Below are 11888 nucleotides of genomic sequence, written 5' to 3' on the forward strand. Positions count from 1 at the left end.
TAGTGAGGCGATGTTGCGGAGAGGTTGCCTACCCTGGACTTTCGTGACGGCCATCACACGCGGCGGATCGTCGCCCCGCCGCGTGTGATGCGGTTGCTCAGTGGCCGGGCCGGAGGCTGCTGTCGGGCGAGCCATCCGGGTGGGCGAACCAGGACACACTGTTCTGATGTCCGGGACAGCCCTGTCCGGTGATGTAGCCGGTGAGCGCGCCGGCCTGGGTAGTGAGGCTGGTGCGATAGCAGCCACCGAGCGAATCGCGGAAGTCGAACGACTGTGCGCTCTGTTGGCCGCTGTGGCTGGCCAGGTTGCCGCTGGCGTCGAACACCAGCGTATCGGCGCTCTCGACGCGGTTGTGCACGTCGGCCGAGTACGCCCGCATGCCCGACAGGCGTTCCTCGCTGCGTTGGCGGTAAGCCTGGTGCACGGTGCTGGCGGCGCTGATGCTGCCGTCGCTCTGCAGCACCTGGTTGTAGTCGAGGGTGAATGGATACTCGAAGTGCTCGCTACGCTCTTCGGTGACCTGCTTGCCCACGCGGCTTTCGCTGGTCGTGTCCGACCAGGTGCGCTGCCAGGTCAACTGCTGATAGGTGGTGGCATTGATGGTGAAGCCCTGGCGGTCGTCGAAGCCCACGTCCTGGGTGACCGCATGGGTCACGCGACCATGCGAAGTGTCGACATAGCCTTCGATCGCGACATGGCGATCGAGCCGGGTGGTGATGTCACCGCTCACGTCGCCGTTGCTGGCCTGGACCAGCGTGCTGCCGATCACCGGCGTGGGCGCCTGGTTGGCGAGCGTGTTGCGCGTGATGGCGCCGGAAACCTGGCTGGCGTGCGCATCGCGATAGACCAGCAGCGTCGCCGTGGCGGAGAAGTAACCGTGGGCGCCCGCCACCTGCAGGGCCACCTCGTGCGGGTTGCCGTCACTGAGTTGGCCGGCGAACGGGCTGAGGTCGACGCGGTAGGGCATGAAATTGAGCGCCTGCACGCCAGGCGTGGGGCGCCACAGGTAGGGATCGATGCCGCCGGTATAAACCCACGGATACACCGGGGCGACGCCCGCCGGCTGACCGTCGATGCTGATCTCCGCCTCGCGGAAATTGCCGCCGCCGCATTCCTGCACCTCACTGGCGTAGGCGTCTGGCACGCAGGTGTACCAGAACTCATCGCCGCTCTGGCTCTGCGTGAACACGTCGAGATAAGCGCGCTCGACGTTACGCGGCAGGGTCACGGTGCGCGCCAGCTTGTCGGTGGGCGTGTTGAGCGTGGTGGTGCTGCCGACCGGGTCGCTGCCCAGCGCCAACACCATGTCCGGGCTCTGCGCGGCGCGCGCTTGCGCAGACGCCGGGTAGAACAGCAGCCGCGCGCTGCCATGGATTACGCCGGTGTAGGTGCTGTTGACCAGGTTTCCGATGATGGCCTGGCCCTGCCCGGCGTTGCGCAGCAGCGCGGCATAGTCGGTGAGGTCACGCTCCACGTGCCAGGCTGGCGACACGCTGGCGGAGGGTTCCTCCGTGGTGCCGAAGTAGAGGTTCACGCCGCCAAGCCACAGCGTGGCGGTGCGGTCGTACTGGCGGCCGGCGGTGACCGAGAAGTCCGCCTCGAGCACCACCTTCGACCAGCTTCCGCTGCAGCCGGTGGGTGGCGCGTAGCTGTAAGGTCGCGTGCCGAAATCGTCGAAGCTCACGTTGGTGAACAAGGTCACCACGCATGGCTGCCCGGGTGGTCGCGGCACACTCGGGTCGGCCACGACCACGTTGTTCGAACCGATCACCGGATCGGCGCCGGCCGGCGCAACCGCGGCGACGCCAAGCAAGCCAGACAGTACGGCCACCGCCATGCGATGGCGGACAAACCCCTCAGGCACCATGACGTTCACTCCCCGTAATGTGCCCCCCGTGCCGCGCAGGCTAGCACGGGCCATTTCACGACGGACGTCCATACGTCCGAGGGCGCCTTGATCGCCCCGAATTGTGATGCCGGATGTGAAGGGTTCGTCAGCCAGCGTCGACAGCGCGATCGCGCGCGACTCGATCGTTCACGCTCGCGTTGGCCTGCGTTCAGCGCGATGCACGCGGGATTGACGGGCGTCGTGTCTTAATTCCACCTGGACGGAGTGCGTGCCCCTTCGCTTGGACGCTTGCCATCGCGAGGCCGCCGCATGATTCGTTGCGCTGACTGGGCTTCCGGCCCACGTGGAGGGGCGCGCGAATACGTTGATTCACGAAAGCTCCTGCCTAGGGGGCAAGACCATGTCGCCAAGATTGCTTGTGGCGGCCACGGCTTTGCTGTGGGCCTCGGCTTCAGCGAACGCCGCGTTTGCCGCGGATCAGGATAACGGTGGGTCAGGGGCTATCGTGCCGATGACCCAGGCCGCCCGTTTATCGGCGTCAGGGGCGCCGCAATCCTGGTCCGGGAGCGCGTCCTATGCCCCCGGGTCGACCCTGCCCGTGAACCTGCTCAGCGATCCCCGCCTGATCGCAACGGGAGCCAGTGACGGGCAAAATCAGGCGTCATCCTCGAATCTGCAGTTGTCCGGCTGGAGCTCCGGCCGCTGGAGCTTCGCGACCATCATGGCGGTTCCCGACGTGGCGCCGGCCGCCATCTCCGGCACCGTGCCGACCGCCTGGGACCACCAGCGCTGGGATGGCGGCGACAACTTCGATGTGGCTGTCACACCGCTGGTGGCGAGCTATGGCATCAGCCCCTACAACCACGTTTCGCTGTCCTTTGGACTGAATGTGCCGACCAACACCGGCCGGTACCGCCGCATGCTCGCCCGCAGCAGCACTCTCTGGACGGTGATGCCGAAGTTGGCCTACACGCAGGAGCTATCGTCTTCCGACCGGGACTCGTCCACGGTAGTCGCGGTGGGCAGCTTCAGCAAGACGGCGGTGGAGGGTTTCCAGGGAACCGTGGGTCGCATCGAGGCGATGGTCATGCAGCGGAACCCGAGCGGCTGGAGCTACGGTGGAGTGGCTGCCGCCATCCAGCAGCCCGACACGGCCGAGACCTACATGGCCACCCGGATGTATGGCACCGATTCGAACTCGGGCATGTCCCTGGGCGTGGGCCCGCAGATCAGCTGGAGCAGCCACTGGCTGGGCAGCGGTGTCGATTTCCAGTACCGCTGGATCTACGAATTCAAGGCGCCGAACGGGCATACCGACCAGCCGATGCTGTTGTCGGCCACGGTCCACCTCTGAGCAGGCGCCTGGCCGGCCGCAGGTCGCCGGCCAGAGGCTGCGGTCAGCCGTACTGCTTGCGCAGCGCCAGGTAGACCGGGTTGGTGTCCGGTCGCTTGCCATGCCAAAGCTCGAAGGCATCAGCCGCGGTTTCCACCAGCATGCCCAGCCCATCCAGCGCATAGCGCGCCTGCGCGGTGCGCGCCCAGGCAAGGAAATCGGTGGCGGCCTTGCCGTAGGAGAGGTCGTAGCACAGGGCGCGGTTGCCGACGATGGCGAACGGCAGGTCCAGTGACTTGCCGAGCACGCCGGCCGACGTGGCGTTGACGATCAGATCGAACGCGCCCAGGTCGGCCAGGTCTTCCCAGTAGCGCGTATGGGCGCGGGCCGGATCACCGATCGCATCGGCCAGCGCATCGGCCGATTCCGGCGTGCGGTTGACGATGGTGAGCGTCTCCACGCCGGCGTCGAGCAGGGACCAGGCCACGCCGTGCGCCGCGCCACCGGCGCCCAGCAACAGGGCGGTGTGGCCGCGCAGGTCGACCTGGTGACGCTCGGTGATGTCGCGCACCATGCCGGCGCCGTCGGTGTTGTGGGCGGCCAGCCGGTTGCCCGGCAGCGCGGTGAGCACATTGGCGCTGCCCGCGCGGGCGGCCGCCTCGCTGCGTTCGTCGGCCAGCTCGAAAGCGGCGGCCTTGTGCGGCAGGGTCACGTTGGCGCCGCGGCCGCCCTCGGCAAAAAAGGTCCGTACGGCCGCCGTGAAATCCGCAGGCGCGGCGTCGATCGTGCGGTACTCCAGTTCGAGGCCGAACTGGCGGGCGAAGGCCTGGTGGATCTGCGGCGACAGCGAATGGCTGATGGGGTGGCCAAACACTGCGAACGTTCCTGCATTCATGCGCGCTCCTTGTGGACGTCGATGCCCGGGGCAGCGTTCCCCGGCCTATCCTGACCCACCATCTTACCCGGCTGCAGACCCGGGAGAGGGGGCCGCGGCAGTCCCGCCGGCGCGCTCCCGCAGGCCATCGCAGGTTTTGAGATCGAGGCCCGGCAGGCTGTGCGCCAACCCACCGACCGGATGACTGCGATGCGCCCGACCACCGACACCACCCGTCACGACCGCCTGCTCGGCGGCGCCTTGCTGTGGTTGCTTGCCGGCGCGCTGTTGCTGCTGACCACGTTGGTCCCGACGCACACCCCGCTACTGGGCTGGACGCCCGCGTTCTGGCTGCTGGGCGCGCCGCTGGCGTTGCTGCTGGCGCTGGAACCCGGACTGCCCCGCCAGTTGCTGGCGCTGGTGCGCCCGCGCCGCCGACGCGCCGCCCAGCTGATCTGGAACTGATCTCCCACCCGAATTCACCTGGCAGTGGATGCCGCGGCCGGAGCGCCGCGATGAAGGGCTCCTGGCGATGGCCTGGGATGGCTGGGCGCCTCGCCGGAGCGGCGCCACGGATGGCGCCGGCGTGACGGCAGTCCATGGACGGACTGCCGGAATCACCCCAATCGAAACGGGATTGCTACCGCTCGGCGGGTTTCAGTCGCTGATGCCCGAACGCTTGTTGTCCATGCGCCGCAGGAATTCGCGCATCACCTGCAGGTAAAGCTCCTCGCCGAGGAAGGCATCCTCGACACCGGCGTCGATGGACGGGTTGTCGTTCACCTCGATCACCACCGGCCGGTCGCCTACGCGCTTGAGGTCCACGCCATACAACCCGTCGCCCACGGCCTGGGTGGCCTTGAGCGCCAGCTTCACCACGTCGGCCGGCGCGTTCTTGATCGGGATGGTCTCGAACCCCCCGGATTTGACCGTGCCCTTGGCGCCATGGTTGTAGATCTGCCAGTGCCCGCGCGACATGAAGTACTTGCACGCATACAGCGCCTGGTTGTTGAGCACGCCGATGCGCCAGTCGAATTCGGTGTAGACGAACTCCTGCGCCAGCAGCAGCGAGCTGTGCTGGAACAGTTCGCTGGTGGCCTTGCCCAGCGCGGCCTCGTTCTCCACCTTCACCACGCCGCGCGAGAACGAGCCGTCGGGAATCTTCAGCACCAATGGATAACCCAGGCGCGCAGCGACTTCCTTCAGGCCCTTGCTGTCGTCACGGTAGAGGATCTCCGTGCGCGGCACGGCGAGCTTGCGCGACACCATCAGGTCGTTGAGGAAGATCTTGTTGGTGCAGCGAAGGATCGAGGTGGGATCGTCGATCACCACCATGCCTTCCTTCTCCGCGCGGTGCGCGAAGCGGTAGGTGTGGTTGTCGCTGGCGGTGGTCTCGCGGATGAACAGGCCGTCGTACTCGGCCAGCCGCTGGTAATCGTTCTTGCCGATCGGGTCGACCTCGATGCCCAGCTCCTTGCCGGCCGCGATGAAGGACTTGAGCGCCTTCTTGTTCGACGGCGGCATCGCCTCGGCCGGGTCGACCAGCATCGCGATGTCGTAGCGGTAGAGCTTGCGCGCCTTGGGCTTGCGCCACAGCTTTTTGCTGAAGCGGTCCAGTTCCTCGGCGAACGCATCCTCCTGATCGTCGACCAGGGTGTGCAGGCCCACCGGCTTGATCGCGCTGACCTGCCACACGCGGTCGCGCTCGAACTCGATGCGCAGCAGCGGGCACGGGAACATTTCAAACACCTGGCGCGCCAGGTCCTGCACCGCCGGGTAGGCGGTCTGGCCGAAGTAGACCAGGATGCCGAAGTCGGTGGTGTCGCGACCGCCTGCGGGCAGGAAGTGGGTGAGTTTTGTGCTCAGATCCTCGATGTCCAGGCCGTACAGCGAGCGACGACGCAGGTCGTTCACCGTACGCACCGACGGCATCACCCGATGGCCGCGCGCCTCCGCCAGCAACGAGACGTAGTAGCCCGTGCCCAGGTACTTGTAGCTGCGGCAGAGATTGATGACGTGCGTGCGCTCGTCGTCAATGCCCACCGGCTCGCGCAGGTAGTCCATGGCAGTGACCACGTCGACGGACGGGTAGTAGGAGCTCCAGTCGGAAGCTTTCTCCACAACGATGACGAGACGGGTCATGACACCTCGGTCAGTGGGAAGTGTCGTCGCGTGGGAAAGACGGGGCGGCACCGCGCAAGGGGCGCAGTTTGGCACATGCTGGCCAGCGCACAAGGCGTGGCGATGAAGCCCGCCTAAATGCGCCAGAAGTCATCGTTGTCCCCCGGGGGCACGGGGCTTAAAGTGCGCCGCTTGATCCATTCCGCGCCCGACGAGATCCACCGCTGATGACCCCCATGCCCGCGACCGCCGCCGTGCGCGTGCGCCGTGCCGAACTTTCCGATCTCGATGACCTCGTCGCGCTGGAGGAGAGCAGTTTCGCCACCGATCGCCTGAGCCGGGCGCAGTACCGCCGCCATCTGGACAGCGAGACGGCGCAGGTGCTGGTGGCCAGCGCCAACCACCGGCGCTTCCTGGGCACGGCCGTGGTGTTCTTTCGCAAGGGCACTCGCGTGGCGCGCCTGTACTCGATCGCCACGCGCGCCGAGGCTCGCGGCAAGGGCGTGGGCTCGGCCCTGCTGGAGGCCGCCGAACAAACCGCCCGACGCCGACGCTGCAAGGTGTTGCGGCTGGAAGTGCGCACAGACAATGAGGCGGCCATCAGCCTGTACGAGAGACTGGGCTACGAGCGCATTGGTCGATACAAGCGCTATTACGGCGACGGGGCGGATGCGTGGCGCTATGAGAAGGCGGTGGCGTAGCAGCGCTTACTCCCTCTCCCCTTCGGGGAGAGGGTTGGGGTGAGGGGTGGGTGCTCGCCGAGACCTCTCCAAAAAACGCGCTCTGCGCAATCACCTTCGCAAGAGCGCCCCCTCACCACCGTGAAGGTGGCAATGCCTCAGTCCTCTCCCCGCAGGGGAGAGGAAGAAAAAGGCTAGAAGGGCTGCGCGATCTTCTGCTCCGTCGCCTCGTCCGGCCGCGCCACCAGCGCCCCGGTACGCATCAGGCTCACCGTGTAGTGCCCCTGGTCGACCAGCGGCAGGTACACGCCGCTGCCGAACAGCGCGTCGACATCCGGCAGCCAGCGCGGAAACTGGCGGTGCAGGTCCAGCAGGTCGAAGCCGCCGGCTTCATTGAAGTCGACCACCGTGCGCAACGCATGCGCCTCGTCCGCCGGATCGTCGTAACGACCAGACAGCCGGTCGAGCCGGAACAGCGGCGGCAGGCCGGCCAGCATCGCCGGGGCCTTCCACTTCAGCACCACCGCCTCCACCCGCCAGGCATCGCCGGCCACTTGCACCTGGCGCGAGCTGCCGTCGGGCCAGTGCAGCACCAGCGACCAGCGCTGCGGGGAGAGGATGTGCGACTCGATCTCCACCACCGGCGCCTCTTCCGTCAGCAGGCGGTAGCCGCGCAAGGCGAACCCCAGGCCGGCCAGCAGCAAGGTGATCGCAAAGGCCAGCAGCACCAGCACCGCGCGACCACTCGCCGCCACCGGCTGGCCGCCATGCAGGTGTTGCCTCAGCGCCACCAGCTGCACCAGGGTGAAGAACAGCGAGATCACCGCCAGGATCAGCAGGATCGTCGTCGGCAGGCGCAGCAGCGCAGTCCAGTCCATACGTCGTACTTCGACTTCACGTACCGCGCGAGGCGGCGACGGCGGCATCATAACGGCAGCGCCGCCCCGCGGCGCTGGCAAACACTTGGCTCGCCACGTTTTTGCCGCTTCCCTATACTCCAGCGGTCTCTGCCGGAAACCTTATCCATGCGCCGATCCCTGCTGTTGCTTCCGCTATGCACCGTCGTGGCCCTGCTCGCCGGCTGCGGCAACAAGGGGCCGCTGTACATTCCCAAGCCGACGCCCGCGCCTGCCGCCGCGCCGGTGAAGCCGGGCGCCGCAGCACCGAGTCCGACGACGCCCAGCGCGGCGACGCCGGTGCACGGATACGTGACCGACCTGAAGGCCTTCGACGCCTTCATCGCCACCCATCCGACGCCCGAGCAGTTCCGCGCCGCCTATCCGGACGTGCAGCTGGTGACGCCGGGCATTCCCAGCACGCGTGAGCTGCGCAACAACAACAGCCGCTACTTCCCCGACCTGGATGCCGAGGGCCACATCATCGGCGGCAAGTTCATGTGATGAAGCTTCCATTCTCCAAGATGCACGGCATCGGCAACGACTTCGTCATGGTCGATTGCCGCCAGCAACCTTTCGCGCTGAGCGAGGCGCAGATCCGTGACATCGCCGACCGCCACACCGGCGTGGGCTTCGACCAGCTGATCAGCATCGAGCCAAAGCGCGACCCGTCCTGCGCGTTCTATTACGGCATCTGGAACGCGGACGGCTCGCCGTCGGGCCAGTGCGGCAACGGCGTGCGCTGCGTGGCGGCCTGGCTGCACCGCGCGGGCGAGCTGGCGATCGGCGAGACGGTGCGGCTCGAAAGCCCCTCCGGCCCGGTGACGGTGCACCTGCTGGGACCCAACGAAGTCACCGTCGACATGGGCGTGCCCGCCTTCCAGCCGCTCGATGTGCCATTCCGCGCCGATGTGGAAGCGGAGCGCTACGCCATCGAAGTGGGCGGCGAAATGCTCGAGATCGGCGTGGTGTCGATGGGCAACCCACATGCCGTGGTGGTGGTGCCCGACCTGCACGCGCCGGCGCTGTTCCACCAGGGGCCGCGCCTGACCATGCACGATCGCTTCCCGGAGAGCGCCAACGCCGGCTTCGTGCAGGTGGAGAGCCGCCAGCAGTTGCGCCTGCGCGTGCACGAACGCGGCAGCGGCTGGACGATGGGCTGCGGCACCGGCGCCTGCGCCGCGATGGCGGTGATGCGCCGCCGCGGCGAGGTGGACCAGCGCGTGAGCGTGGCCTTGCCGGGTGGCGAGCTGAGCATCGACTGGGCCGGACCGGGCCACACGCTGTGGATGACCGGCCCGGCCACCTTCGTGTTCGAGGGCGAATGGCTGGGTAGTCCATCGGCACGTTGAAAGCGGACACATGGGCATCGCACACTCGGCGCCGTGAGTACCGTTCCAACCCACAAGGTTCGAGGTAATAGCGCATGTCCGATTCCGCCCTCGCCGACACCCTGAGCGCCAGCGACGTGGCGGCCTACCTGCGCCGTCATCCCGAATTCCTCAGCGAGTTCCCGGACCTTGCCGCGCAGCTCACCCTGCCGCGTGACCAGGGCCCGGTGGCCTCGCTGGCGGTCTACCAGTTGCAGAGCCTGCGCGAGAAGAACGCCGAACTGGAGCGCCAGCTGGCCGCCCTGGTGGGGATCGCCGCCGAAAACGAACGGCTGATGCAGCGCGTGCACGACCTCAACGTGGCGGTGCTGCGCGCCTCCACCCCGGCGGTGGCCGCCCGCAGCGTGGTCGCGCGCCTGGCCGAGGATTTCCACACCGACCATGTGCGCCTGTTGCTGTTCGGCCCGATCGGCCTGCCGCCGGCCGACTGGCTGGTCCACGTGCCGGGCGGGCGCCATGCGGTGCCCGAATTCGCCGACTTCATGGCCCACCACGAGCCGGTGTCCGGTCGCCTCTCGGCCGAACGCCTGTACCGCCTGTTTGGCGATCACGCCCCGGAAATCCGCTCCAGCGCGATCATGCCGCTGGGCGAGTTCGGCATCCTGGCGATCGGCAGCGGCGACCCCGACCATTTCCAGCCCGGCATGGGCACGCTGTTCCTGAAGATGATCGCCGCCACGGTCACCGCCGCGCTGCGTCGTTCTCAGGAAGGCATGTAAGCGCCCTTCGATGTCCGCGCAGTCACAGGTCGAGGCCTGGCTCAGCCGCCTGGCGGCCGAGCGTCATGCCTCGGCGCACACAGTGGATGGCTATCGCCGCGACCTGGCCAAGCTGCTGCGCTGGATGGAGGGGCAGGGCGTGGAGTCCTTCGACGCACTGGAGCCCAACCGCATGCGAGGCTTCGTCGCCGCCCAGCATCGCGGCGGCCTGTCGCCCAAGAGCCTGCAGCGCCTGCTGTCGTCCTGTCGAAGCCTGTTCCGCCACCTGACCCGCGAAGGGCAGCTCGCCCACGATCCGCTGGCTGGCGTGCGCGGCCCCAAGGTGCACCGCAAGCTGCCCGAGGTGCTCGACGTGGACGAGGCCACCCAGCTGGTGGAAGCGCCCGCCGACGGCGCGCTCAGCGTGCGCGATCGGGCGATGCTGGAACTGTTCTATTCCTCCGGGCTGCGTCTGTCCGAGCTGACCGGACTGCGCTGGATCGACCTGGACCTGCAGTCCGGCGAAGTGCGCGTGCTCGGCAAGGGCAACAAGACGCGCATCGTGCCGGTGGGTCGCCACGCGGTGTCGGCGCTTCGAGCGCTGGGCGAAGCCGGTGGCGTCGTGCCCGAGCAGCCGGTGTTCAAGGGACGCGGCGGCGAGCCGATCAGTGCGCGCGCGGTGCAGCTGCGCATGAAGCAGCTGGCGCTCATGCAGGGCATGCCCAAGCGCGTGCATCCGCACCTGCTGCGGCACACCTTCGCCAGCCACATGCTCGAATCCTCCGGCGACCTGCGCGCGGTGCAGGAGCTGCTCGGCCATGCCGACATCGCCACCACCCAGATCTATACCCACCTCGACTTCCAGCATCTGGCGCGCGTGTATGACGCCGCGCACCCGCGGGCCAAGCGCAAGTGACGCCGGCGGCGAACCTGCTGCTGAAGTCGCTGATCGGCGCGCTGATGGTGCTGTTGATCGCCCTGCTGTCACGCACCCGCAACTACTACATCGCCGGTCTGCTGCCGCTGTTTCCCACCTTCGCCCTGATGGCGCACGTCATCGTTGGCACGGAACGCGGCACGGCGGAGCTGCGCGCCACCATCGTGTTCGGCATGTGGGCGGTCTTGCCGTACCTGGCCTACCTGGGCTCGCTGTACTGGCTGGTCGGCCGGCTGAGGCTGTTTCCGGCCCTGGGCGGCGCGTTGGCCGTATGGTGCCTGGCCGCCGCCGTGCTGGTGCTGGCCTGGAACCGCCGCTAGGGCGCATGCCCTCAAGCAGTGCACGCGGTGCGCGACCAGGCCATCGAGATCACCTTGAGCCTCACGCCACGACTGGCCACGGCGCCCGGACATGACGCCGCAGCGGCGCACATGGCCCATCCGGGCAGGGGCGGTTCCGGCTTGGGTTTGGCCGGTGCGGCCCCACCTCAGGCGAATTCACACTCTTCGGAGCCTCCATGGAATCCTTTCACGCCACCACCATCGTCTCGGTGCGCCGCCACGGCCGCGTCGTGATCGGCGGCGACGGCCAGGTCACGCTGGGCAATACGGTGATGAAGGCCAATGCGCGCAAGATCCGCCGCCTGGGCAAGGGCGACGTGCTGGCGGGCTTCGCCGGCGCCACGGCGGACGCCTTCACCTTGTTCGAGCTGTTCGAGCAGAAGCTGGACAAGCACGGTGGCAACCTCACCCGCGCTGCGGTGGAGATGGCAAAGGAATGGCGTACCGACCGCCGTCTGGGCCGCCTGGAGGCGATGCTGGCGGTGGCCGACAAGGAAGCCTCGCTGCTGATTTCCGGCAACGGCGACGTGCTGGAGCCCGAACACGGCCTGATCGCCATCGGCTCGGGCGGGCCTTACGCGCAATCCGCCGCGCTGGCGCTGATGGAGAACACCGAGCTGGACGCCCGCGCGATCGTCGAGCGCGCGCTGAAGATCGCCGGCGACATCTGCATCTACACCAACCACAACACCACGATCGAAGAGCTGTAAGCGCCCGGCGCGACAGTTTCTCCGCCGTCATCCCGGCGCAGGCCGGGATCCAGTGGCC

At 67.8% G+C, this 11888-nt stretch carries 13 protein-coding genes; 9 read left to right on the forward strand and 4 right to left on the reverse strand.

Annotation, left to right across the window (positions count from 1 at the left end):
• Nucleotides 1-97: 97 nt before the first annotated feature.
• On the reverse strand, nt 98-1867 hold the full coding sequence (locus DVT68_RS11360; RefSeq protein WP_114825160.1) for a peptide-N4-asparagine amidase: 1770 nt from the start codon (nt 1865-1867) through the stop codon (nt 98-100).
• A 580-nt stretch (nt 1868-2447) separates the two neighbouring features.
• Between DVT68_RS11360 and DVT68_RS11365 the strand changes: the two genes are divergently transcribed.
• Entirely contained in the window at nt 2448-3203 is a 756-nt protein-coding gene (locus tag DVT68_RS11365) for a transporter (RefSeq protein WP_114825161.1), read from the forward strand.
• 43 nt (nt 3204-3246) lie between these two features.
• On the opposite strand, the gene aroE is transcribed toward DVT68_RS11365, so the two are convergent.
• Nucleotides 3247-4077, reverse strand: a complete 831-nt coding sequence (aroE, locus tag DVT68_RS11370) for a shikimate dehydrogenase (RefSeq protein WP_114825162.1) — start codon at nt 4075-4077, stop codon at nt 3247-3249.
• 189 nt (nt 4078-4266) lie between these two features.
• Between aroE and DVT68_RS11375 the strand changes: the two genes are divergently transcribed.
• Nucleotides 4267-4521 (forward strand): hypothetical protein, encoded by a 255-nt coding sequence (locus DVT68_RS11375; RefSeq protein ID WP_114825163.1) that lies wholly within the window; start codon nt 4267-4269, stop codon nt 4519-4521.
• 192 nt (nt 4522-4713) lie between these two features.
• On the opposite strand, the gene DVT68_RS11380 is transcribed toward DVT68_RS11375, so the two are convergent.
• A complete protein-coding gene (locus DVT68_RS11380; protein ID WP_114825164.1) occupies nt 4714-6198 on the reverse strand; it encodes a RimK family protein in 1485 nt (494 codons plus the stop codon).
• A 206-nt stretch (nt 6199-6404) separates the two neighbouring features.
• On the opposite strand from DVT68_RS11380, the gene DVT68_RS11385 reads away from it, so the two are divergent.
• Nucleotides 6405-6878 (forward strand): GNAT family N-acetyltransferase, encoded by a 474-nt coding sequence (locus DVT68_RS11385; RefSeq protein WP_199536027.1) that lies wholly within the window; start codon nt 6405-6407, stop codon nt 6876-6878.
• 173 nt (nt 6879-7051) lie between these two features.
• On the opposite strand, the gene DVT68_RS11390 is transcribed toward DVT68_RS11385, so the two are convergent.
• On the reverse strand, nt 7052-7735 hold the full coding sequence (locus DVT68_RS11390; protein WP_114825165.1) for a hypothetical protein: 684 nt from the start codon (nt 7733-7735) through the stop codon (nt 7052-7054).
• A gap of 147 nt (nt 7736-7882) precedes the next feature.
• Between DVT68_RS11390 and lptM the strand changes: the two genes are divergently transcribed.
• The 6 genes from lptM (at nt 7883) to hslV (ending at nt 11830) form a co-directional block, all read left to right on the forward strand.
• Nucleotides 7883-8257 (forward strand): LPS translocon maturation chaperone LptM, encoded by a 375-nt coding sequence (gene lptM / locus DVT68_RS20705; protein ID WP_114825166.1) that lies wholly within the window; start codon nt 7883-7885, stop codon nt 8255-8257.
• Nucleotides 8257-9105 carry a diaminopimelate epimerase gene (dapF, locus tag DVT68_RS11400; protein WP_114825167.1) on the forward strand — a complete coding sequence of 283 codons (849 nt, stop codon included), beginning with the start codon at nt 8257-8259 and terminating at the stop codon, nt 9103-9105. The genes lptM and dapF overlap by 1 nt, the downstream gene beginning before the upstream one ends.
• Before the next feature lie 74 nt (nt 9106-9179).
• A complete protein-coding gene (locus DVT68_RS11405) occupies nt 9180-9863 on the forward strand; it encodes a DUF484 family protein (protein WP_114825168.1) in 684 nt (227 codons plus the stop codon).
• A 10-nt stretch (nt 9864-9873) separates the two neighbouring features.
• Nucleotides 9874-10758: a tyrosine recombinase XerC gene (gene xerC / locus DVT68_RS11410; protein ID WP_114825169.1), complete on the forward strand. Its 885-nt coding sequence runs from the start codon at nt 9874-9876 to the stop codon at nt 10756-10758.
• Nucleotides 10755-11099 carry a GlpM family protein gene (locus DVT68_RS11415; RefSeq protein ID WP_114825170.1) on the forward strand — a complete coding sequence of 115 codons (345 nt, stop codon included), beginning with the start codon at nt 10755-10757 and terminating at the stop codon, nt 11097-11099. The genes xerC and DVT68_RS11415 overlap by 4 nt, the downstream gene beginning before the upstream one ends.
• A gap of 197 nt (nt 11100-11296) precedes the next feature.
• Nucleotides 11297-11830, forward strand: coding sequence for an ATP-dependent protease subunit HslV (gene hslV / locus DVT68_RS11420; protein WP_114825171.1), 534 nt, complete (start codon nt 11297-11299; stop codon nt 11828-11830).
• Nucleotides 11831-11888: the final 58 nt, after the last annotated feature.

This window comes from Dyella solisilvae (assembly GCF_003351225.1).
GTDB classification, from domain to species: Bacteria; Pseudomonadota; Gammaproteobacteria; order Xanthomonadales; family Rhodanobacteraceae; genus Dyella; species Dyella solisilvae.